The organism is Nocardia sp. NPDC051981, assembly GCF_040680715.1.
In the GTDB taxonomy this organism is placed as follows: Bacteria; Actinomycetota; Actinomycetes; order Mycobacteriales; family Mycobacteriaceae; genus Nocardia.
Map to the genome: position 1 here is coordinate 236,990 of NZ_JBFAXK010000008.1, position 22,138 is coordinate 259,127.

Annotated in this window: 21 protein-coding genes and 1 pseudogene; 9 read left to right on the forward strand and 13 right to left on the reverse strand. The window is 68.2% G+C overall.

The features are described 5' to 3' along the window. Positions 1 to 160: 160 nt before the first annotated feature. Positions 161 to 1,213 carry a hypothetical protein gene (locus AB0L60_RS17550; protein ID WP_364614460.1) on the reverse strand — a complete coding sequence of 351 codons (1,053 nt, stop codon included), beginning with the start codon at positions 1,211 to 1,213 and terminating at the stop codon, positions 161 to 163. Next, on the reverse strand, positions 1,213 to 1,959 hold the full coding sequence (locus AB0L60_RS17555; protein ID WP_364614463.1) for a ParA family protein: 747 nt from the start codon (positions 1,957 to 1,959) through the stop codon (positions 1,213 to 1,215). The genes AB0L60_RS17550 and AB0L60_RS17555 overlap by 1 nt, the downstream gene beginning before the upstream one ends. Positions 1,960 to 2,258: 299 nt before the next feature. On the opposite strand from AB0L60_RS17555, the gene AB0L60_RS17560 reads away from it, so the two are divergent. Then, on the forward strand, positions 2,259 to 3,170 hold the full coding sequence (locus tag AB0L60_RS17560) for an NlpC/P60 family protein (protein ID WP_364614466.1): 912 nt from the start codon (positions 2,259 to 2,261) through the stop codon (positions 3,168 to 3,170). Here AB0L60_RS17560 and AB0L60_RS17565 read toward each other — a convergent pair whose 3' ends face one another. Together AB0L60_RS17565 and AB0L60_RS17570 are read right to left on the reverse strand one after the other, a co-directional pair. Continuing rightward, positions 3,171 to 3,335 carry a hypothetical protein gene (locus tag AB0L60_RS17565; protein ID WP_364614469.1) on the reverse strand — a complete coding sequence of 55 codons (165 nt, stop codon included), beginning with the start codon at positions 3,333 to 3,335 and terminating at the stop codon, positions 3,171 to 3,173. After that, positions 3,313 to 4,134: a family 20 glycosylhydrolase gene (locus tag AB0L60_RS17570; RefSeq protein WP_364614472.1), complete on the reverse strand. Its 822-nt coding sequence runs from the start codon at positions 4,132 to 4,134 to the stop codon at positions 3,313 to 3,315. The genes AB0L60_RS17565 and AB0L60_RS17570 overlap by 23 nt, the downstream gene beginning before the upstream one ends. 14 nt (positions 4,135 to 4,148) lie before the next feature. On the opposite strand from AB0L60_RS17570, the gene AB0L60_RS17575 reads away from it, so the two are divergent. Continuing rightward, on the forward strand, positions 4,149 to 5,096 hold the full coding sequence (locus AB0L60_RS17575; RefSeq protein WP_364614475.1) for a hypothetical protein: 948 nt from the start codon (positions 4,149 to 4,151) through the stop codon (positions 5,094 to 5,096). On the opposite strand, the gene AB0L60_RS17580 is transcribed toward AB0L60_RS17575, so the two are convergent. Further along, positions 5,045 to 5,698: a TetR family transcriptional regulator gene (locus AB0L60_RS17580; protein WP_364614478.1), complete on the reverse strand. Its 654-nt coding sequence runs from the start codon at positions 5,696 to 5,698 to the stop codon at positions 5,045 to 5,047. The two genes, AB0L60_RS17575 and AB0L60_RS17580, sit on opposite strands and share 52 nt — an antisense overlap. Before the next feature lie 132 nt (positions 5,699 to 5,830). On the opposite strand from AB0L60_RS17580, the gene AB0L60_RS17585 reads away from it, so the two are divergent. From AB0L60_RS17585 to AB0L60_RS17595, 3 genes and pseudogenes are all read left to right on the forward strand, one after another. Beyond that, entirely contained in the window at positions 5,831 to 6,913 is a 1,083-nt protein-coding gene (locus tag AB0L60_RS17585) for a substrate-binding domain-containing protein (RefSeq protein ID WP_364614481.1), read from the forward strand. Between the two features lie 232 nt (positions 6,914 to 7,145). Then, a pseudogene (locus tag AB0L60_RS17590) lies at positions 7,146 to 7,316 on the forward strand (helix-turn-helix domain-containing protein); the annotation flags it as partial. Next, positions 7,308 to 7,856, forward strand: coding sequence for a helix-turn-helix domain-containing protein (locus tag AB0L60_RS17595; RefSeq protein WP_364614587.1), 549 nt, complete (start codon positions 7,308 to 7,310; stop codon positions 7,854 to 7,856). The pseudogene AB0L60_RS17590 and the gene AB0L60_RS17595, both read left to right, overlap by 9 nt. Before the next feature lie 55 nt (positions 7,857 to 7,911). Here the strand turns inward: AB0L60_RS17595 and AB0L60_RS17600 are convergent, their stop codons facing one another. Both AB0L60_RS17600 and AB0L60_RS17605 read right to left on the reverse strand, forming a co-directional pair. Next, a complete protein-coding gene (locus AB0L60_RS17600) occupies positions 7,912 to 8,175 on the reverse strand; it encodes a hypothetical protein (RefSeq protein WP_364614484.1) in 264 nt (87 codons plus the stop codon). Positions 8,176 to 8,228: 53 nt separating this feature from the next. Further along, positions 8,229 to 9,104: an alpha/beta hydrolase gene (locus AB0L60_RS17605; RefSeq protein ID WP_364614487.1), complete on the reverse strand. Its 876-nt coding sequence runs from the start codon at positions 9,102 to 9,104 to the stop codon at positions 8,229 to 8,231. A 188-nt stretch (positions 9,105 to 9,292) separates the two neighbouring features. Here AB0L60_RS17605 and AB0L60_RS17610 point away from each other — a divergent pair, with 188 nt between their 5' ends. Continuing rightward, positions 9,293 to 10,246 carry an undecaprenyl-diphosphate phosphatase gene (locus AB0L60_RS17610; protein ID WP_364614590.1) on the forward strand — a complete coding sequence of 318 codons (954 nt, stop codon included), beginning with the start codon at positions 9,293 to 9,295 and terminating at the stop codon, positions 10,244 to 10,246. A 237-nt stretch (positions 10,247 to 10,483) separates the two neighbouring features. Here the strand turns inward: AB0L60_RS17610 and AB0L60_RS17615 are convergent, their stop codons facing one another. From AB0L60_RS17615 to AB0L60_RS17625, 3 genes are all read right to left on the reverse strand, one after another. Further along, positions 10,484 to 12,136, reverse strand: a complete 1,653-nt coding sequence (locus AB0L60_RS17615) for a cutinase family protein (protein WP_364614490.1) — start codon at positions 12,134 to 12,136, stop codon at positions 10,484 to 10,486. Positions 12,137 to 12,384: 248 nt separating this feature from the next. Then, the gene (locus AB0L60_RS17620) at positions 12,385 to 13,479 is read right to left on the reverse strand and encodes a hypothetical protein (protein WP_364614493.1); all 1,095 of its coding nucleotides are present in this window, start codon (positions 13,477 to 13,479) and stop codon (positions 12,385 to 12,387) included. 115 nt (positions 13,480 to 13,594) lie between these two features. Further along, a complete protein-coding gene (locus AB0L60_RS17625) occupies positions 13,595 to 14,998 on the reverse strand; it encodes a lipase family protein (protein WP_364614496.1) in 1,404 nt (467 codons plus the stop codon). A gap of 182 nt (positions 14,999 to 15,180) precedes the next feature. Here AB0L60_RS17625 and AB0L60_RS17630 point away from each other — a divergent pair, with 182 nt between their 5' ends. Next, positions 15,181 to 15,999 (forward strand): SDR family oxidoreductase, encoded by an 819-nt coding sequence (locus tag AB0L60_RS17630; protein WP_364614499.1) that lies wholly within the window; start codon positions 15,181 to 15,183, stop codon positions 15,997 to 15,999. A gap of 202 nt (positions 16,000 to 16,201) precedes the next feature. After that, on the forward strand, positions 16,202 to 16,741 hold the full coding sequence (locus AB0L60_RS17635) for a DUF4822 domain-containing protein (RefSeq protein ID WP_364614502.1): 540 nt from the start codon (positions 16,202 to 16,204) through the stop codon (positions 16,739 to 16,741). A gap of 193 nt (positions 16,742 to 16,934) precedes the next feature. Here AB0L60_RS17635 and AB0L60_RS17640 read toward each other — a convergent pair whose 3' ends face one another. From AB0L60_RS17640 to AB0L60_RS17650, 3 genes are all read right to left on the reverse strand, one after another. Beyond that, on the reverse strand, positions 16,935 to 17,387 hold the full coding sequence (locus AB0L60_RS17640) for a MaoC family dehydratase (RefSeq protein WP_364614505.1): 453 nt from the start codon (positions 17,385 to 17,387) through the stop codon (positions 16,935 to 16,937). A 10-nt stretch (positions 17,388 to 17,397) separates the two neighbouring features. After that, a complete protein-coding gene (locus tag AB0L60_RS17645) occupies positions 17,398 to 19,107 on the reverse strand; it encodes an alpha/beta fold hydrolase (RefSeq protein WP_364614508.1) in 1,710 nt (569 codons plus the stop codon). Positions 19,108 to 19,238: 131 nt separating this feature from the next. Further along, positions 19,239 to 20,651 (reverse strand): helix-turn-helix domain-containing protein, encoded by a 1,413-nt coding sequence (locus AB0L60_RS17650; RefSeq protein ID WP_364614511.1) that lies wholly within the window; start codon positions 20,649 to 20,651, stop codon positions 19,239 to 19,241. Between the two features lie 28 nt (positions 20,652 to 20,679). On the opposite strand from AB0L60_RS17650, the gene AB0L60_RS17655 reads away from it, so the two are divergent. Continuing rightward, entirely contained in the window at positions 20,680 to 22,137 is a 1,458-nt protein-coding gene (locus tag AB0L60_RS17655) for an AMP-binding protein (RefSeq protein WP_364614514.1), read from the forward strand. The last annotated feature ends 1 nt before the right edge of the window (position 22,138 follow it).

Below are 22,138 nucleotides of genomic sequence, written 5' to 3' on the forward strand. Positions count from 1 at the left end.
CTTGCCGTGCGGGCAAAGTCCGCTTAATAGGTTTTTACTATTTCAGAAAGATTCTGTTCCTATCGAATTCGCGGTGGCGGGCGCGGACATCGAAAAGGCCCGGCACTCGGCCGGGCCCTTTCGATGATGCGGAGTAGCGCTGTGACGATGCGGAGTAACCCTATTCGGTGTCGGGCATTCGCCCGGCAAGCGGAATCTGGCGCTCGATGAGTTCGGCCAGCGTCCGCAGTTTGGCCGCGAATTCGCGGGCCGCGACCGGATGGTCGGTGGAGCCCTTGACCACCTTCTGGGTGAGTGCGGTGAGGCGCGACTCCACCGAGCTGAACAGATCGGGTGTCTGCGTCTGCTCCTCGATGAGGTCGCCGCGCAGCCACGCCCGCAGCCGCTGCACCACCGCGGCCTCGTCGTAGTCGTCGGGCAGCACCGCGACCGCTTCGCGCAGTTTGCCCGCGGTGACCTTCACGTCGGCGGCCAGCGTGGTGTAGACGGTGACCGCCGCGTCCTCGCCGTGGGCCGCGGCCACCGGCAGCAGCTCGCGGATCTGTCCCTCGTTGATGGCGGGCGCGAGCGGGTGCAGGCGGGAGGCCAGCGGCCAGGCCCGGATCAGCTTGTGCGCGTAGGACCGCTGCATGTCCCACCGCTTCTCGACGTACTCGTCGAAGGTGGCGTGATCGGCGCGGTAGAGCCGCCCGTCGCGCACGATCTGCAGGGCGCGCCCGGCGGTCCAGAAGGCCACCCGCAGCGCGTCGATGGAGGACTCGCAGAGCTCGAGCTGATCGGCTTCGGTCCGGCTGAGCGGTCCCTCGCCACCCGCACTGGGCAGCGGCAGATCGAGCACGCTCGGCGCGGGCTCGACCTCCGGCGGGGCGGCCGCTCGGACCGGCGCGGGTCCGGACGGTGCCGAAGCGGCCGGGGCGGCAACCGGTTCGGGTGCGGTCGCCACGGGCTCGGGCGGTGCCGGGGCGGGTGCGGCCGGCTCCGGGGCCGGTGTCGACTGCGCTGGTTCCGGTGCGGATGTCGCCGAGTCCGTCTCCGGCTGTGCGGGTTTGGCAGGCGCCATGAGCACCGTGGTCGCGGCCTGGGAAAGCTTCGGGGTCCGCGGCCATTTGGCGTCGCGCAGCGGCGAGACCGGGGGCGTGTGCTCGGCCTCGTCGGAGAGCGGGTTGCGGCCCAGGCCCCCGCCGATGGAACTCTTGCGGCGCTGGGGCGGCATCAGGCCGACACCTCCGCCGGCATGCGGGCGGACTGCGCGGCCTCCAGATAGGGCCGTATCAATTCGTCACCGACGGCACGGTATTCGCCGAGATCCTCGATCGGATTCTCGGCACCGTCGCCGACTTCACCGTCGGCGGCTTCGCGGTACCACTTCCACGCACTCACATAGGATTCGAATACGTCGTATTCGGCGTCCTCCAGATTGGCGCGCTGCGTGCGGTATTCGGTGGAGACATTGACGCCGTTCTTCATGGTGACCGGCACCTTGGTCATCAGCACCCGCACCCGGATGGCCTTTTCGTGTTCGGCGGCCGCCTCTTCCGCGGCGCGATAGGTACTGGGCACGCGTTTGACCTCCGACGGGCTGACGCTGGTGACGAGAACGAGCTCATCGCTCACCGGGACGGCGGCCTTGAAGATGTCGGCCGATTCACCGCCGGCGTCGACGATGATCACGTCGTAGTTCGCGGAATTGTCGGTGATGCAGTCGTTCACGTGCCGGGACGGGAAGGCGAGCAATTCGAAGGGAATGCCGACCTCGGCCCGCTGCAGCCGCCGATACCAGGAGTAACCGGTCTGACTGAGCGGGTCGGCGTCGATCACGAGCACCCGAAGTTCGTGCACCGTGGCGAAATACGAGGCGAGGAAGAAGGCGGAGGTCGTTTTGCCCACGCCGCCTTTGAGATTCCCCAGCGTGACAACCAGGGGCTCGGGAAGATTCGGTAGCGCACCGGATTTGGTCATCGATCATCCTCCTGATGATGGGGAGGGCTGTTTTTCCATCGATCAGTCTCACACGGTCGCGCGTGCGGGCCCGTGAAGGCTCGCGTGATGTCGTCGAATTCGATGAAAATTGGCTGTGTCCAATTGGACACAGCCGTCAATGGTTACTGTTTCGTTATCGATAACACGCATGTCACTTGTTGCACCCCGTGCAATTCGGGCGAAATATGCACTCTCGGATCTGCTGCAGGACCGAAGAGTTCGAGTGTGATGGACGGAAACCGAATAGCTTTCACGGCTTGATCGGAGGACGACCGCTCATGGAAACCAACGGTGATAGACAGAAGGTTCGAGTGCTACCGCGGCTGAGCCTGCGGACCCTGGCGACAGGAGTCCTCGGCGCGGCAGCCGTCGGAGCGGCCCTGCTGTTCACAGCGGGCCAGGCGCACGCAGCGCCGGTCTCGGTCCCCGGTATCGGGGAGATCGAGATTCCCACCGAGATCGCGACCCAGTTCGGCCTCGCTTCCGTGCCGAGCGTGGATATCACGCTGCCGACTGTGGATATCGCGCCGCCGAGTGCGGATATCGCGCCGCAGCCCGCGGTCGGCGAGACCTCCGCCGTCGGCTGGGCAGATGCCTCGTGCATGGTCGGGATTCCGGGACATATCACAATCGCCCCGGCCGACCCTGTACCGGATCAGATTCCGGTCCAGGCGCTTTCGCCCGTGCCGCTGTACCCCGTGATCCCCGCTCCGGAATCCCGCTCGGTGGTGGTGGCCGGTCTCGGCACCTTCGCGGTGCCCAGCAGCCTGCCGCCGCTGGTCGGAATCCCCGGCGTGACCGATCCCGCGGCGCCCCGCGCGCCGGTACCCGCGGCCATGCCGAAGAAGACCGTCGGCGAACGCGCCGTGGAGGCCGCCCGCACCAAGCTCGGCGCGACCTACGCCATGGGGGGTGATGGCCCGGACACCTTCGACTGCTCGGGTTTGGTGCAGTGGTCGTATCGCGAGGCCGGAGTCGAAGTGCCGCGTACCAGCTATTCGCAGCTGGCCGCCGGAACCCCGGTGTCGGTGGACGATCTGCAACCGGGTGATCTGGTCTCCTATTACGGCGGCGGCCATTCCGCGCTGTATCTCGGTGACGGAAAGGTCATCCACGCCAGCGATTACGGTTCCGGCGTGAAGGTCTCACCGCTGACCACCATGCCGATGGCCGGCGCCAGACGCTTCTGATCAGGGCCACCCGACCGCGGACGCGCGGCCGAGGAAGTCCGTATACCCGATCCCGCCGGTGCCCGCCCACAACTGCTGGGCCATGACCGGCAGCCGGGCCCGCAGCGGAGCGACGATCTGCTCCGGAGTCAGGGCGGCAGGATCATCGCACCAGAGGAAGAGCATGGAGCCACGCAACAGCGGGCGATCGGAATCGGGCAGCCGCTGCCCGTTGACGAAAAGCCCCGGGTCCCAGGCCCACAGCAGTTCCGGCGGAGCGTTGAGCGCCGCGGCCGGCCCGCCGGTCGTGAAGTACGTGGGCGTGAAGGCCGCATTGAGGACGGGATGCCCGTCCCGGGTGAAGTCGGCGGGTGTGCGACCGCCGGGCAGCCACGGCAGCCCACCGGCGCCGGCCGAACCAGTACTGCACCACCAGTCCGGGTTTCGGTGTCAGGACACCCGGATGGTCGAAGCCGTCGTTCCAGACCCGCGGCGTCTTGCCAAGCGATTCGACGAGATCCGCGGCCGAGTTGGCGAAGTCGATGATGATATCGCCGGGTGCGGCTCCCGGGCCGAAAGTCCGTGTGGCGTAGTCACCCAGCTGGGGATAGCGCGTGTAGTCGGAAATGTACTCGTCACAGCCCAGGTGCCAGTAGCGCCCGGAAAACAGAGGTACGAATTCGTGCAGAATGCTGCTGATCAACTGGCGGGCACCGGGATTGGTGAGATCGATCGTGCCGCCGACACCTCCGGCCGGTGTCCAATGCTGAATATTGGGGACTGTCGCTGGAAGTTGTTGTGCTGCAACGGAATCTGAGTGAGTCTCACGGACATATGGACGAAAGTCCAGGAGGTTGCCAGCGTGAGACCGGCGGCGAGGCGACGGAAATGGCGACTGGGGCGAATCGAAATCCCGGGCACGGCCACAATTGAATCCTTCGGGCCCCTGATGCGTCATACGATGCAGGGATTTACTGGCCGACATGGACGAGGTGCGAGATGGGGATCAGGGAATCCGCCGCGCTCGCCTGCGCGATGCTCGCCTGCGCGGCGCTGTCGTCTTTCGCCGCGGCGCCGGCTTCGGCCGCGCCGGTCTGTCCCGGCGCGGGACAGCCGACCGCGGTGGTGGCCTCGCTGCCGGGCGCCGCGCTCGAGGGGCTGACCATGGACCGCGCCGGGCGGGCGTTCGTCACCGATCTGGTCAGCGGGCACGTCTTCCGCATCGACGCGCCGGGTGCGCCCGCGGTGCCGATCGCCAAGGTGCCCAGTGGCGGCGCGGGCGCGCTGGCCTGGCTGCCGGACGGCCGGCTGCTGGTCGGCTACGGCGCGGATCCCCGGGTGTTCGTGGGTGACGCGTTGCGGCAGGCCGGAATCGTCACCGTCGACCCGGACACCGGGGCCGTGGCTCCCTTCGCCACGGGCCTCTCGGCGGCGGACGGCATGGACGTGGCGCACGACGGAACCGTCTATGCCACCAATGATTTCGGTTCCCTGGTGGGCCGGGTGGACTCGAACGGGGTGCAGCCGAACTGGGCGAGCTTCCCCAGCGCCAACGGCGCGGTGCTCGACCAGGACGACTCGTACCTCTACGTGTCGCGCACCTTCGTGAACCCGGGCGTGAGCCGGATCCCCACCAATGCCCCGTGGGCCCCGCAGTCGCTACTGGACCTGTCCGGCGGTGACTTGCTCGCCGCGCCCGACGGGCTGACGCTGGATTCGCTGGAACGCCCGGTGCTGCCGTTCAATTCGTCCGGCCAGGTGGTCCGTATCGACGCACCGGGGCGGTACTGCGTGCTCGGCTCCGGACCGCAGCTGACCAGTGAGGTGCAGTACGGCCGTGGTGGCCAGGGCTTCTCGGCCGGGCGGCTGTTCGGCATCACCTTCAGCGGGATGGTCTACGAGATCCCCGGCGGCTTCGACCCGGATGCCCGGACCGCGGTGTCCTGACCGACCGGTTCGGTCAGCAGCCCGACGATCATGGCGATGATGCTGTCCCGGGCGTCGGCGCGCTCGGCCGCGGTGGGCAGGTCCTGGCGTTCGTAGTCGGCGAGCAGGGCGAACATGACGGTGGTCATGGCCTGCAGCCGGTATCGGCGCTGCGCCGGGGTGCTGTCGGGCATCGCGCGGTAGAGCCGCGCCACCAGGACTCGTGTTGCGGCCCAGCGCTTCTCGTGCAGGTTCGGTCCGGTCACGGCGGGATGCGCGCGCGCCTGCTCGAGGAATCGCGCGTAGTGCGTCGACCCCTCGGCGTAGGGCACGTCGAACATGGGCCGCACCAGAATGGCGACCAGCGCGGCCACGCTGTCCGGCGCGCCCGCGGCCTCGTGCTCGGCCAGCAGTTCGGTGCGCCGGGCTTCCAGCGCCGGTTGATGCCGTTCGATGATGGCCGCGATGAGCCCGTCCCGGGAACCGAAGTGGTAATGCACCGCGGAGTTGTTGCGCTGTCCCGCCGCCACCGCGATATCGCGCAGGGCGGCGTCCGGTCCGCGTTCGGCGATGGTGCGCTCACCGGCGAGCAGGATCAGCTCGCGCGCGTCAGGACTGTTCACCGGGGTCACTATAGGGCGGGGCCGGGCTGTAGCGATTTCCCGGTTCGCGGCGAAACGGTACTATCGTGCCCCTTCGGCATGTACCGCCCCGTACCGGGCGGACGCGGGCAGCGATGACGGTGGTGATATTCGATGACCCGACGGGATTTCCGGTCGCGCCGGGCCACGGTGGACCTCGCGCTGGTGGTGCCGCTGAGCGGTCCCGCGGGCATTTTCGGGCCGTCCTGTGAGGCCTGTGCGACGCTCGCCGTGGCGGACATCAATGCCGTCGGCGGCATTCTGGGCCGGCCGGTCCGGCTGCACCCGGTGGACGCCGGTGCGCCGCTGCCGGTGCTGGCCGCGCAGATCGACCGGATGGTGAGCCTGGGCATGATCGACGGGGTGGTCGGCTGGCACCTGTCCAATGCCCGCAAGGTGATCACGCCGCACACCGCGGGCCGGGTGCCCTACATCTACACCACCTTCTACGAGGGCGGCGAGGATTCCGACGGCGTTTACATGGTGGGGGAAACGCCCGACCAGCAATTGTTCCCCGCGCTGCGCTGGTTCCGCTCCGAACTGGGAGTGCGGCGCTGGTGCGTCGTCGGCAACGACTACGTGTGGCCGCGTGAAACATCCAGGGCCACATGGGAATTCGTGCGAAGCACCGATGTCGACGTGGTCGGCGAGGTGTTCGTCCCGCTGGGCGGCCGCGATTTCACCGCCGCCCTGAACCTGATCCGGCGCTCGCCCGCGCAGGGGGTGCTGGTGTTCATGGTCGGCGCGGACTGCGCGGCCTTCAATCAGGCGTTCGCGGCGGCCGGGCTGGACGACGGGCGGCTGCGGCTGAGCATGATGATCGGGGAGGATGTGCTGTACGCGGGCGGCCCGGACAGCGCGCGTGGATTGTTCACGGCCTGTGGCTATTTCGAGAGTCTGGTGTCGCGCGAGGGCATGGCGTTCGGCGGCCGTTACACGGCCCGTTTCGGGCAGCTGGCCCCGGCGCTGAACAATATCGGCGAATCCTGCTACGAGGGCCTGCTGCTGTTCGCCTCGCTGGCGGAGGCGGCGCGCAGCCTGGATGTGCGGGTCATCGAGCGCGACGCGGCGCGGGTGAGTTACGGGGGTCCGCGCGGCGAGGTGCGGGTGCGCGGGGCGCACACGACCCAGCCGGTGTACCTGGCGGGGGCGGATGTCATGGACTTCAGCGTGATCGCCGATCTGACCGGGCGTTGAATCGGCTGTCCTCGTCCGCCGTCCGCCTGGCGGCTCGTTCGAATGAGGGCGAACGCTACATTGCGTTCACAACGATGGCAATGAGGAGAAGCCGTCATGCACAGGATAATGACTGTGTCACAAGGGAATTCATCTCCGGCCGCGACCATACCCCAGGCCGATTCCGCACGCGGTGTGTTGCAATAGGGTGAGCCGCGCCGCCTCGGCGGCATCTGACGAAGGAGCCGCTCCGATGCCCGGAGGAAGACTCAGCCAGGAGGATCGCCGTCTCATCGCCGCGGGGCTGGCCCATGGGCTCGGCTATGCCGAGATCGCCCGCCGCCTCGAGCGGCCGACATCCACCGTGAGCCGCGAGGTGACCCGCAATGGCGGGCCCGGCCGCTATCGCGCCGATCTGGCGCAGGCCGCCGCCGTGGTGCGCTCACGCCGTCGCGCATCCCGGCCCAGACCCGTCGAAAAGCCCGCTGCCGTCGATGAATACGGCCGCAACCCGGTGTTGCTGGCCGATTTCAGCGCCCAGTTCGCGGCGCTGTTCGCGCAGTCCGGCATGCCGCGCATGGCGTCGGCGGTGCTGGCCCGCCTGTACGCCGCGGACTCGGGCAGCCTCACCGCCGCCGAGCTGGTGGCCCGGCTGCGGGTGAGTCCCGCGACGGTGTCCGCGGCCGTGGGCTACCTGCAGGAGCAGGCGCTGATCCGGCGGGACCGGGATCCGGGCAGTCGTCGCGACCGCTATGTGATCGACGAATCCGCCTGGTACCGAGCCACTCTCGCGGGTGCGCGCACCAATGAGCGGCTGGCCGCCACGGCGCGCGACGGCGCCGACGCACTGGGTTCGGCCACGCCCGCCGGGGTGCGGCTGCTGGGCATGAGCGAGTATCTCGAGCGGGTGGGCCTGGATATGGTCCGCTCCGCCGAACGCTGGCGCGCACACCTGGCCCGGTGAGCGGCAATCGAGGCCTGCCGGTTGAGCCGCAATCGAATCCGGCCCGGTAGCCGGCCTAGAGCGCGGGCGCTCCGGGGGGTGAGCCGCGAAATGGATTCGCGACGGCAATTCCCGGGAATCTGTGGTGAATGCGATCCACATACCGGCGCACCATGGAGAGTTCGGCACTGATCGACTGCCGGGCTTCGAGGGTGGGTGCGGTCTGCAATCGCCGGGTCAGTTTGACTACATGCCTTTCCAATTCGTCCAGGAAGATGCGGGCCTGAGCTAACTCGGGATCCTCGCCGGCGTCGGGATTGTCGAATCCCCTGTACTGCATATCGCGGAAGTATTCCACGCAGCCGGGCTCCGCGTCGCGCAAATGGATTGCGTCTAGGCCGAATTCGCGGCGCGCAGGAATGCGTGCGCCGCATTGAACACCCCGGCGGGGTCTTCGAGCTGCGGCCAGTGCCCGATCCGGTCCAGGCTCACCACATCCGGGTCGGCGACCAGTTCGCGGTAGCGGGCCACCATGTGCGCACCGGAGTTCGGGTCGAGCGGGCCGTTGATCAGCCGCATCGGAATCTCCTTGCGCAGCAGCGGTTCGACCCAGCGGTCGCGGTAGGTGGTGCGCTCGGCCACGAAGCGACCGACCAGATGATTGACGAAGCGGCCGTTGCCGTAGAACAGCACCTCCTGCAGTGTCCGCATCTCGTCGTCGGTGGGCTTGGTGTCCGGGCCGAACACCTCGCGCACCGCGGGCGCGATGACCCCGCCGGTCATGAGCGGGCCCACCAGATGACCGAGGGGTGTGCCCAGCAGTTTCTGCACCAGGCGCGGGCGATACGCCTCCACGAACAGCCCGCCGTTGAGGAACACCACGGCCCGGATGTCGGCCGCCGCGGTGCCGTCGAGGCGGCGGGCCAGCAGCTCCTGCGCCACGCTCACGCCGAGATCGTGTGCCAGCAGCAGGGTTTCGCCGATGCCGAGCCGCCGCAGCAGGGCCTCGTGCATATCGGCGTGCTCGAGCACGCTGTAGTGGTGGCGAATGGGCTTGTCGGAGAAGCCCATCCCGAGCATGTCCGGCGCGATGACGTCGTAGTGGGCGGTCAGGTCCGGCCAGATGCGATGCCAGTCGTAGGAGTTGAAGGGATAGCCGTGGATCAATAGCAGCGTCGGTCCCTTCCCCTCCCGGATGTAGAAGATCCGATGCCCGTCGAAGTCGAAGTAGCTCCCCCGTGACATCCACTCGGTGAGTTCCGCTCGCATTTCCGTCTCCCGCCCATCGCCGGTATACCGATCGTTCTCATCCTGCCGCATCCTCCGCCGATCCACCACGTGTGCGCACGCCGACACGGCATCGAGTAGCCTCGCCAAGCGAGCTGCCCCGGCGCGATCACACAATGCCCCGTGTATCGGCCCGGGGTGTTCGGATCCCCGCACCGCCCCCGACAGGAATTCGAATGGCCATCAGTTACCTGGAATCGATCATCGTCGGCGCGCTCCAGGGGGTGAGTGAGCTCTTCCCGGTATCCAGCCTGGGCCACAGCATCCTGCTGCCCGCCTGGGTCGGCGGTAAATGGGCCGACGATCTGAGCATGTCCGCCAAGGACTCCCCGTATCTGGCGCTGCTGGTGGCCATGCACGTCGCCACCGCGCTCGCCCTGGTGATCTTCTTCTGGCGGGACTGGGTACGCATTGTTCAGGGGCTGTGGGATGTGGTGCTGACCCGCCAGATACGAACGCCTGAAGCGAGATTGGGCGTATTGCTGGTGATCGCCACGATTCCGGTCGGCCTGGCCGGCCTGCTGCTGGAGAAGGCGGTCCGCAACTATCTCGGCACGCCCGTTCCGACATCGATCTTCCTGGCGATCAACGGCTTCGTGCTGCTGTCGGCCGAGCTCATGCGCAAGCGTGAACACGAACCCGAGTTCCAGCTCGCCAGCCCCACCGGCCGCACCGGCGACCTCTCCATGGAGGACACCGTCGTGCTCCCCATGACCGACCCGGCCCGCGCCTCCGATGTCCGGCTGTCCCGCCTGGGCATGCGCGACGCCACCCTGATCGGCGCCGCGCAGATCGCCGCCCTCTTCCCCGGTATCAGCCGCTCCGGCAGCACCATCGTCGCGGGCCTGTTCAAGGACATGCGTCACGAGGATGCCGCCCGCTTCGCCTTCCTCCTGGCCACGCCGGTGATCCTGGCGGCGGGCGTGCTGAAGATGCCGGAGCTCTTCAAGCACGAGAACCACGCCATCCTCGGCCCGGCCTTCGCGGGCAGTGTGGTCGCGGGCGTCCTCTCCTATCTCTCGGTCAAGTTCCTCACGGCCTACTTCGAGACCAAGACCCTGACCCCGTTCGCCATCTACTGCCTGGTCGCGGGCCTGGGCAGCCTGGTCTGGTTCACCATCTGACCCGCCTCCCCGAACCTCCAGCGGCCAGCTGGGAGCCGTTGCCGGCCGTGCATCCGTGCCGGCGGTCGGGTGCCGAACCGATTGTGGACGTCCCCGGCGAGTTACCCCGACCGTTGCGAAATCATTACGCGCCCCGGCATACGAAGGATGCGGGGGCGCGCTCCTCCGGAAACGAGCATGCGCTGGGGCGTCACCCTTCCGGGTGCGGCCCAGCGCATGCTCGTTTTCGCCGGTGGGTCAGTGCGTGGGAGTGGTGGTCGGCGGTGTCGTGGTGGTCACCGGGGGAGTGGTGGTGGTGACCGGAACCGTCGTGGTGGTCACCGGCGGGGTGGTCGTGACCGGTGGCGTGGTCGTCGCCGGGGTGGCCGCGTCCGGGGTGACCGTGGTGGTCGGCGGCGTCGTCGTGGTGGCGGGCGTCGTCGTGGCCGGGGTGGTGGTTCCGGCGGCCGGTGTCGTGGAACCGGTTGCGGGAGTGGTGGTTCCGGACGTGGCGCTCTTCGGGGCCGCGGCCAGCACGTTGGGGGCGGTGGTGGCGGTCGGGGTCAGCGTCTTCGGGTTCAGCTGGCCGGCCTGGGCCTCCTTGGCGAGCTCGGTGAGCCACGCCGCGGCGTACTCCGCTGAGGTCAGGGGCTTGCCGTTGTCCGGGTTGGAATCCCGCCAGTAGTCGAAGTGGTGACCGGTGCCGTTGGGGCCGAGGGTCAGGTTGTACGGATCGTTCAGGAGCACCGGGATGGTGTTCTGGTTGGTGGTGATCAGACCGATGACCTCGTTGAAGACCTTCTGCGGCAGGTACGCCAGCGGCGACATGGTCTCGGCCTGAATCGAGTCCGCGGCCACCGGGGTCGGGTTGTCCTGATTCGGCTTGTAGCCCGGCTGCGAGACCTTGAGCAGGACGTCGAGGAAGGTCTCCTTGCTCGTCCACCAGCTCGGATTGTGCGCGATGTCGGCGAAGGCGTCACCGGCGATCTTTCCCAGCACCACCGCCACATCCATGCCCGTGGTGGGGGTGAGGCCGTCGCTCTGCATCTGGTCGGCATTGATCTGGCGGCCGACATTGATGGCCAGCTGGAGCAGCGAGATGTTCTTCGGCGCGGCGCAGGTGAGGTCGCCGTCGGAGCAGAAGGAGGCGATCCGGCCGTTCAGCGCGCCGAAGTCACCGGAGTGGTCCGGCAGTGCGCCCTGGCCGCCGGCGACGTCCTTGCCGGTTTGATAGCTCTGGTTGAAGTTGTCGGGATGACTGGGGTCCTTCGCGCCCGGGAACGGACCCTCACCCGCTGTCCGGCCCGAGTCGGCGAGAATGACGACACCGGCCACATTGCCCGGATCGACGATCCCGTACTTGCCGTCCGCCCCGGCGCTCTGGTGCCCGACATCCATGGCGACCCGGCGCGCGACATCGGCGCCCTCGCTGTAGCCCACGATGGCGTACTTGGTGTTGGGGCAGGCCGCGGAGATGTCGCGCATCACCTGCTCGGTATTGGCGACGCCGGTGTTCACGGCGTCCTCGTAGCTGTTCAGGTTCGCCGGATAGGAGACGTACACGGCCCAGTACGAGTTGGAGTCGACCGATCCGCCCGGCGCGTTCACCACCGGATCCACCCAGTGGCTCTGGTAGTCGTCCGACAGGGCCGCGGGCAGCTCGTTGCCATTGGCGTCGACCAGCATCTTCGTGGTGCCCTGCTGCGGCGAGTCGTTGCGCCCGGCCACCGAGATGGTCACCATGTCGTGACATTCCGTGACCGAGGCCTTCAGCGCCGGATCGGCCTGCTTCGAGTCCGGTGACGACGTGATCGCGAACGTGGCCGCGACCGCTACGGCCACGCCCAGCGTCGCCGGCGCCGCCACCGCCGACGCGATCTTATGTCGTTTCATGAAGCCACGAATATCCATGCCCGAATCCCCATCTCACCCCGACAAGTGAACTGTCAGGCCCTGCGCGCGTCCGGGCCGTCTACCACCGGAGACGTCGTCACAGGAGATTCGAACGTTACTTGATCGAATGAGTCGTTACCGCACCAGGACCTGGGCCGGGGCCCGGCGCAGGGGCTGGAGCAGCGAAAACGTGGTCACCCGCACCCAGTTCCGGCGGACCGGTCGGGTACGGGTGACGGGTGTGATCCCGGCGTTACCGGGTGGGACTAGGGCGCGTAGCGGAGGATGGCCGCCGCGTGTGCGCCGTCGGGAATGTCGTCGCCGCGGACGGCCAGCACGCGGCCATTGGAAAGGAGCACGCGCCTGGAGATTTCGTCGAGGACGCCCGGGGCCTCGCCGGTCGCGGCGGCGAGTGCGCCGTCCGGTGTCACGGCGCCGGGAACCGACGCGTCGATATCGACGAAGAGGGTGTGCACGATGCCGTAGGTGGCGGCGCGGGCGATGTCGGAGAGATCGATGACGCCGCGGCCGTCGCTGCGGCGCTTCTCGAATTCGCTTCGGACATTGGCCAATTCGGCGGCATAGTGCTGATCGAGCAGCTGCCGGGCGCGAGCCGCGAGGTCGCCGTCGGAGAGGTGCTCGGGATTGCCGGGAATGCCCTCGGCCAGCAGCAGCGGGTAGCTGTCGACCGAGCGGTACAGCGAATCCGTCGGTTCGGCGGCAGCCAGGATGAGCGGGATGTCGTGACCGGCCAGCACCGGCCGCAGCGCCTGGTCCACGGCGCGGCAGAACTGCCGCACCCGCACCTTGCGGCCCTCGCTGCCCTGCAGGCGGCCGTGCGGGCCGCGGCCCAGCGGCGGCAGATCCAGGTACTTGTTCAGATCGGTCGGGAGTCCGGCGACCGCCACCTCCGCGGCCGGGCCCTCGGCCGCGACCTCCACCAGCCGGACCGCGTTCTCGGACAGGGCCAGCACGAAGGCGGTTTGCGGGAAGGTCACCGCCCGCAGCAGCGGTTTGATGTGGAAGCGGTCGCCGAGGGTGGCGCTGGGTTCGAGCCGGTTGGGCAGGCGGTAGGTGCGCATGCCCGTGGGCGTGGCGTGCACGGCCAGGGTGCGGGACTGGAAGCGCCAGTAGTCCTCGTCATCGACGAGGTCGGCGAAGGCGTCGGTCAGCGCGATCCCGGCCTGCTTGTCGGTGACCCGGTCGAGCACCTCTTTCACCTGGTTCTCGAAGGCCACCCGATTCTTGTCCGGGGTCGGGGTGTCCGCCTCGGTCGGGGTGTAGACGGATACGCACCACGGTCCGGTGGTCGACGCCAGCGCCAGAATCTCGCCGCGCGTGGGGATATCTGTATGCAGCATGCTCACCCTCCACGGAGTCGATTTCTTCTGCCCAGTCCAAGGTAGCTGACACGTTGCTACACCTGGACTGGGCCCGCATCGCCGACGTCGACCGAGCCCCGACGGGCCGGGTCGGTCAGGCCCCGATGGGCTTGCCGAAGAAGGCGGCGAAGGTCTCGCCCAGGGTGTCGCCGAGGGTCTGCAGCTCGCCCGGGGTGCCGAGCATGGACGGCATATCGGTGGTGGAGCAACCCGGTTGCGCCGCAACGCCGTTCAGTCGATCGAAGAGCCACATCAGCGCGGCGGGGCCGCCGGTGACCTCGGCCAGGATGTGCTCGCTGGCCCAGTCCCGGGTGTAGGTCACCTGCGCGTCCGGCTGCTGGCAGTAGGTGTCGACCAGCTGGTTGGTCGAGGGCAGCGGCAGGATCTCGTCCCAGTGCGAGTGCCAGATGAACAGCGGCATATCCGGCAGGCTCTTGCCCAGGCGGGTGTCCTCGAGCATGGCCCGCACCGCCGGTTCCTGGAGCGGGTCGGGCGAATTGATCATGCCGGTGATGTTCAGGAACGGCAGCAACGCCGTCTGGTACTGCACGCAGAACGGGGCCTTCACCGTCCTCAGCAACTGCCCGAGCGGATTGAGCTTCTGATCGAGCAGGGCGTTGAAGTCCGGATACTCGCGCGACAGGCCCAGTACCGCTCCGAGCACCAGGCCCGCCGTCGCCTGGTTGTCGGCCATGAGCAGGGTCGCGCCCAGATCCGCGCCGGTGCCGCCGGAGGCCGCGCCGACGATATTCAGTTCCGGCGCATAGGTTTTGCGCAGTTCGGCGGCGTGCATGGTGGGCATGGATCCGCCCGAGTAGCCGTAGAGGGCCACCGGCGTGCCCGCACCGACCTCGAGTGGCGCGAAGGAGGTGGCGGCGCGAATGCCGTCGAGGGTGATGCGGCCGCCCAGCGGGCCCGCCGCATAGGCGGAATTCGGTCCCTCGTGATCGGGGATCACCACCGCGAAGCCCTTCTGCAGCGCGGCCTGCGCGAACAGGAACTCGGCGGGCGCGACGATCTGCCCGACGAACGGCGCGGCCGAAAGATGTTGCAGCGCATAGGAGGGACTGCAGTATCCCTGGGTCGAGTCCTCGGCGATCTGCACCGAGAGCAGTTTGCGCGGCGCCGGCGCGACCCCGCGCGGCTTGATGAGGGTGGCTACCGCCGGGATCGCCTCGTCGCGACCGTTGTTGGAGCGGTAGGAGACCTGCCAGGCATCCACATTGAGCGGGATCAGGCCGAAGTTGGCGAGGTTGACCTGCCGGGCGGCGATGATCTCACCGGGCGCGGCGGCCGCGACCGCGTCGGCGGGCGGCTGATAGAAGCCCGGATCGAGTTCCGGTGGCAGCGGCAGGATTTGCGCCGGCTGAATCGAGGGCGGGACGGGCGCGGCGGGATCGGCCGGCGCCGGTCTCACGGAAAGTCCCATCACCACCAGTGCACTGATGGATACCGTCCCGAGCCGCAGTAACCGCCCGGTCAGTCGCCTGGTCTTCATCGACCCACTTCCTCACCCTGATCCCCATTGTGAAACTGTTTAGTCTCAATATTGCCGAGCTCACTGTGCCACAGCTGTGACCCGGCTCGCAATATGCGCGCGTGGCGGAATTGGCATATATCCGGGCGTGACCGTGTCGGCCCTTGCTTGGAGTGCACTCCAGCTGTTTAGGGTCGGAGAACATGAGCAAAGTGTGGTTCATCACCGGTGTATCAAGGGGTTTCGGGCGGGAGTGGGCGCTCGCCGCACTGGAGCGGGGGGACCGGGTCGCGGGTACCGCACGCGATCTGAGCACCCTCGACGAGCTGGTCGCCAAGTATCCGGAGACCTTCCTGGCGCTGCGGCTCGATGTGACCGACCGCGCGGCCGACTTCGCCGCCGTGCGGCAGGCGGCCGACCATTTCGGACGCCTCGACATCGTCGTGAACAATGCCGGCTACGGCCAGTTCGGCATGGTCGAGGAGCTCACCGAACAGGAGCTCCGGGATCAGCTGGAGACCAATGTGTTCGGCGCGGTGTGGGTGACCCAGGCCGCGCTGCCCATCCTTCGTGCGCAGGGCAGCGGCCACATCCTGCAGGTCTCCAGCATCGGCGGTATCTCCGCCTTCCAGAATCTGGGCGCCTACCACGCCTCGAAGTGGGCGCTCGAGGGTCTGTCCCAGTCGCTGGCGCAGGAGGTCGCGCCCTTCGGCGTTCATGTGACCCTCATCGAGCCGGGCGGCTTCGACACCGACTGGGCCGGTCCATCCTCGCGGCACGCCACCCCGAATCCTGCCTATGACGGTTCCCGCGCGGCCCGCGCCGCTCAGCGTTCGTGGGTTCGCCGCGGTGACCCCGGCGCCACCAGTCAGGCCATTCTCGCCGTGGTCGACGCCGACGAGCCCCCGCTGCGCATCTTCCTCGGCGAGATTCCGCTGGCCATCGCCACCGCGGACTACGAATCGCGCCTGGAGACCTGGCGTAAGTGGCAGCCGATTTCGGTTGCCGCCCAGGGCAACTGAGTCGACGAACCCGACTCGGCCGCAATCCCTTCCGAGGCCACGCTGCGCCCGGTCTTCGTGACCGATGACGAGCGATTCCGCCGCGGCGTCGAAGCGCTGCTCCGCGCCGGCCGCCCGACGCCTTCGGCCTGGCCGCGGCGGTGCAGGCTTGCCAGCGTTTCGTCGAGCGGAGTCTCGTCACCGGATAACTACAGTGAGTCCGATGACAGGTAAAGAGATGACGAAAAAGATCGCGACTCTTGCCATGGCCCTCGCGGCGGCCGGCCTGCTCGGCGCTTGCAGTAGCAACAGCAGCGAGCCGATCCCGACCACCACCTCCGGTGCGGCGCCCACCTCGGCATCCGCGGCGGTCACGCCGGGCTCGCCCGCCGCCATGCTGGCCGCCACACCCTGGGAGACCACCTCCGCGACCGACGCCCACGGCGCAGCGGTCCCTCTCACCGACGACAATGTCAAGAACTACGTCGGCTTCGCCTACTTCAAGCCCGACGGCACCTTCACGATGTTCAACCTCGACGACACCCCGAAAATGCACGGTGACTGGTCCGTCTCCCCGGACGGCAGAACTCGCACCATCGTCGCGAAAAATGATGCGGGCCAAGAACAATTCACCCGCGTGGTCGACATCGTCACCTTGAACGACAAGGACTTCACCTACCGCGTCTATCCCACGGCCGACGACAAGACCGTCTACTTCGACATCATCCACACCCCGACATCCCACCCCGAACCCACCAGGTAATCCGCGCAGCCGCCCGCGTCGTCTCTTGATGCTGCGGCCGGATGGGGACCATGAGCACGCCGGTGCCGGTGGAGACCAGGATGAGGGCGCGGCACCAGCGGAACGCCCTCGCCCCAGTGCACCCGGACTCGAATCTGCTGTCCCAGTACGGGAATGAGCCGTTGCTCGACGTCGTCGGCGGGCATCGGCGTGCTCACGGGTAGAGCACCACGACGTCGGCGACGCAGGCGGGGCGGTTGCTGCCGTCGATCTCATAGGTGAGGCCGAACACCGCCTCCACGCCGGAGGTCTTCCGCTGCGCGGCATTCAGCGTCACCACCGCCCGAATCTTGGACCCCACCGGGACCGGCGCGGGGAAGCGGACCTTGTTCAGGCCGTAGTTCAGCGCCGCGGTGAGGTCGCGGATCTCGAGGACGTCGGCGATCATCACCGGCGCCAGCGAGAGCGTGAGATAGCCGTGCGCGATGGTGCCGTGGAAGGGCCCGTCGGCGGCCCGCCGCGGATCGGTGTGGATCCATTGGTGATCGCCGGTGGCGTCGGCGAACAGCTGCACCTGCGGCTGGGTGACCTCGATCCATTCGGTGGTACCGAGCGGCTGTCCGGTCAGGCCGATCAGGTCGGCGGGTGAGTCGAGTCGTGTTGTCACGGTGTGCCTTTCAGTGAGTGTGCACATAGGTTCCAGGGGCCGGGTCCTGGGCCGGCAGATCGGGGGCGCCGAGCGTCGCCGGTGCGTCCCTCTCCGGTCCGCTGCGTTCGGCGAGCCATTGTGCGTAGTCGGGCCACCACGAATCGGACTGCTGCGCAGCGTTGTCCACCCATGCGGCCGGATCGGCGTCGTCGGGCGCGCCGACGCGGTAGGCGGCCTTCGGATTTCCGGGCGGATTCACCAGCGCGGCGATATGGCCGCTGGTGGACAACACGAATCGGCAATCCTTGCTGCCCAGCAGCCGGGCGCTGCGATAGCAGGCCTGCCACGGCGAGATGTGGTCGGCGAGCCCGGCCACCACATAGGTGTCCACGGTTACCCGCGACAGGTCCACGGGTGTGCCGAGCATGTGCACCCCGCCGGGGACGGTGAGCGAGTTGTGCACGCCCATCAGCACCATGTCGCGGTGCAGGGCGGCGGTCATGCGGGTGGTGTCGGCATTCCAGAACAGCACGTCGAAGGGCGCGGGCGCGCGGCCCTGCAGATAGTTGTTGACCCAGTACCGCCAGACCAGATCGGTAGGCCGCAGCCAGGCGAACACCTCCGCCAGCGCGCGGCCGTCCAGGTAGCCCCGGCGCTGGGAGACCGCGATGGCCGTCTTGGCGGTGTCCTCGTCGATGGCGGCCGCGGCGAATCCGGCGCGGGCCTGGTCGAGGACGGTCACCATCAGGGTCAGCCCCGCCAGCCGGTGATCCTGCCCGATCTCGGTGAGGTGGGCCGCTGTCATGGCCGCCAGAATGCCGCCGGAGCACGACGCCTGCAGGTGGGTGCGTTCGGAACCGGTGATCGTCTCGACGGCGCCGAGCGCGTCGATGATGGCCTGGCCGTAGGTGTCGAAACCCCAATCCCGTTGCGCGGCCGAGGGATTACGCCACGATATGGCGAACACCTGCTGGCCCTGCGACAGGAAGTACTCGATCATGCTGCGGTGCGGCGCGATATCCATGATGTAGTACTTGTTGATCACCGGCGGCACCACGAGCAAGGGGACCGTGTGCACCCGCGGGGTCTGCGGCGTGTACTGGATCAGCTCGAAGACCTCGGTGCGCAGCACCACCGAACCCGGCGTGACCGCGACGTTCTCGCCCACCGTGAAGGCATTCGGCTCCACCATGGCGGGAACCCGGGGCGCCCGGGCCATATCGCCGACGAAGCGCCGCAGCCCGCGCACCGCGCTCGCCCCGCCGGTGTCGACCAGCGCCTTCCAGCCCAGCGGATTGAGCAGCGGATTGTTGCTCGGCGACACCCCTTCGAGGACATTGTCGATCACGAAGCGTATCCACTGCTCGTCCTTCCAATCCAGATGCGCATCGGTGAGCAGTTCCTCGGCGGTGTCGCTGGCGGCCAGATACGCCTGCATGCTGCGCTTCAGGATCGGATTGCTCTGCCACGCCGGATCGGCGAAGCGCTTGTCGGCCTTGGCCGGAGCCCGTTCGGACCGGCCACGCGCGATATCCGTCAGCTCGTGCCGCAGCGCCAACACCCGCCCGCCCACCACACGGGGCCGCCGGGCCAGGTGCACGGCCAGCCGGCTCCAGGAATTGTTGGGCAGCATCCGACGGCCGATGCCGACGGCCGAGCCGGTCAGCAGTAGATCCAGCGGTGCGGCCAGTTCGTCGGCCGGTGCGGGTTCGGCGGCGTAGTCGGAATTGGTCACCATGAGTCACTCCTCGTGGAATTGGGGGAATTCATGGCGAGAAAGGTAGGCCGCCGGCGCGCCGCTGCCATTGTGTCGCGGAGACGAAGATGAGACCCGGTCCTGTCCTCCGCGTTCGGCGGCCGCTTGCGATCTCAGCCCTGCGGGCGCAGCACCGCCGGGCCGTACCAGTGGCAGGCCAGCAGGGCGAGTTCGACATCGAGCCGATCGCCGGTGATCGGCCGGCCGCGGCGCTCGATGGCTCGGCCGACGCGGTATTTCACGGAATTGAAATGCAGATCCAGTTCGCCGGCCGCGGCCTTGAAACTCGAACCGCTGCGCAGGAATACGCGCAGGGTTTCGCGCAGGCGTTCGTCATTGTCGGTGTCGCAGGCGAGATCTCCCAGTACCTCGCCCACCCACTCGCGGGTTTCGCCGAGATCGCCGCCCAGCAGCGCCGCTGCCGCGAGACCCGGTTCCGATGCGGCCAGCACCGGATTCGGCAGTCCGCGGGCGAGCGCTACGCCGTGGGCTTGCTCGGCCTGCCGATGAGACGCCCGGAAGCCGTCCAGGCCCGGCTGGGCCGGGCCGATGGCGATACCGGGCGGGCCGGACTCGGCGGCGACCCGGGCCCGAATGCGCGCGACCGGATCGCCGGGATCCGCGCGATAGGGCAGCCAGGCCCACGCGCTGGCCGGATCAGTGGCCACGAACAGGGGATTCGCCTCCACCGCCAGCTCCTGCCCGAGCTCCCGGACGAACTGTTGCAGGCGGCGGATCTCGTCGTCCTCGGAGTCCGAATACCAGAGCACCAGCGCCACGTGATGCCAGCGCAGCGGATACCGGAGGGCGGTGGACACGGCGTCCACGTCGACGGTCTTGCGACTGGTCAGTAATTCGCGGACGCGTAGCGCGCGCAGACTGTTCCGGCTCTCCAGCCATCGCTCGCGCTCGTCGTCGTAGATCAGCACGACCTGCTCGGTGATGCGGTCGATGTATTCGAACATGATCGCCGTGATGCGCTCGATGGCGGTGACCCGCTCGACCGCCGGAATGTCCATGGCGCGCAACTCGGCGAACACGATCTCGGTCATCCGGCGCTGCCCGAGCCGATAGGCACGCACCAGCGCATTGACCGGAATACCTTGCTGCGCGAGACGTCTGGCGTACTCGACGGCCGCGCCGGGAGGCTGGATGCAGTCCACCGGAATGTCGTGGCGCACGCCGTGCAGCAGGGTGTCCACATTCGCTTCGACGCTCGCGCCGAGCAACTCCACCGTGCGGGTATCGCCGCGCAGCACGACGATGTCGTCCTCCAGTGCGTCGCGAATGGCGGCGCTCACCTGCGTCACCCTGGCGTTCAACCGGGCGGCGATCGCTTCCAGATAGCGGCCCACCGCGACGTCGCCGTCGTGCCGCGCAACCGTCACCCCTCCACCGTAGATCCGGGACCGCGCGGTGGCGGCGGATTCGCCGAGCGGGTTGTCTCCGGGCGACGAATACGGTCCGGAACTTCGTTCACACACGACGGTGGCGCGGGGGCCGGCGACTTCTACCGTGGTCGCCATCACTTTTCCTCCCCCAAGGACATAACTCATGAACCTCCCGGCGCTACCCGATCGCAGGGCCGCTGCCCGTCCGACCGCCCCCGCTCTCGCCGACGACTGGGCCGATCTCGACAACACCCGGTTCCTCGCGGCGGTGCAGCGGGCCGCCGCGACCCTGCGCGGCCACGGTGTCGGCGCCGGCGACGTGGTCGCGGTGCGGCTGCCCAATACCGCGGACCTGGTGGTGACGCTGTTCGCCGCGTGGCGGCTGGGCGCGGCGGTCACACCGGTGAATCCGGCGCTGGTCGACGACGAGATCGCCTTCCAGGTGGCCGACGCCGGCGCGAAGGCGATGGTCACCGATGCGCCGTTCGATGGCCCCGGGTGCGAGGTCGTCCCGCTGGGCGAGCTGCTCGCGGGCCCCGGTATCGACATCGAGCCGATCGACGCGGACCCCGGCGCGCTGGCCCTGCTCATCTACACCAGCGGCACCACCGGGCGGCCCAAAGGGGTCATGCTCGACCACGCCAACCTGCTCGCCATGTGCGGCATGGTCATCGACGCGCTGGATCTCAACGAGAGCGACCACAGCCTGCTGGTCCTGCCGCTGTTCCACGTCAACGGGATCGTGGTGAGCGTGCTGTCCCCGCTACTGGCGGGCGGGCGCACCACCGTCGCGGGCCGGTTCGACGCGGGCAGCTTCCTCGACCGGATCGAAAAGGCGTGGCCCACATACTTTTCCGCCGTACCGACCATCTACGCCATGCTGGCCGACCGGCCCGCGGATGTACACCCGGATACCTCGTCGGTGCGATTCGCCATCTGCGGGGCCGCCCCGGCGAGCATCGGGGTGCTGGCGAAATTCGAGGCCCGCTACGGCATCCCGGTCGTGGAGGGCTACGGCCTGTCCGAGGGCACGTGTGCCAGCACGATCAATCCGATTGCCGGACTGCGTAAGCCGGGCACGGTCGGTCTGCCGCTGCCGGGCCAGCGCATTCGCATCCTCGATCCGGACGGTGACGACGCGCCGGCAGGGGAGGTCGGCGAGGTCCTGATCTCCGGCCCGAATGTCATGCGCGGCTACCTGAATCGGCCCGAGGTCACCGCCGTTACCGTCGTCGACGGCTGGCTGCACACCGGCGATATCGGGCGGCTGGACGAGGATGGCTATCTGGTCCTGGTGGACCGGGCCAAGGACATGATCATCCGCGGCGGCGAGAACATCTACCCCAAGGAGATCGAGACCGTCGTCTATCAGCTGCCCGAGATCGCCGAGGCGGCTGTCGTGGGCCGGCCCGACCCGGTCTACGGCGAACAGCCGATCCTGTTCGCCGCCCTCACCACCGGCGCCGCCCTGGACGCCGACGGCATTCGAGAGCACGCCCGCCGGGGATTGGCGAAATACAAACTGCCGGTCTCCATCTCGATTCTCGACCAGCTGCCCAAGAACGCGGTCGGCAAGATCGACAAACCCGCGCTGCGCCGCCTCGACGCGCAAACGCTCTGAT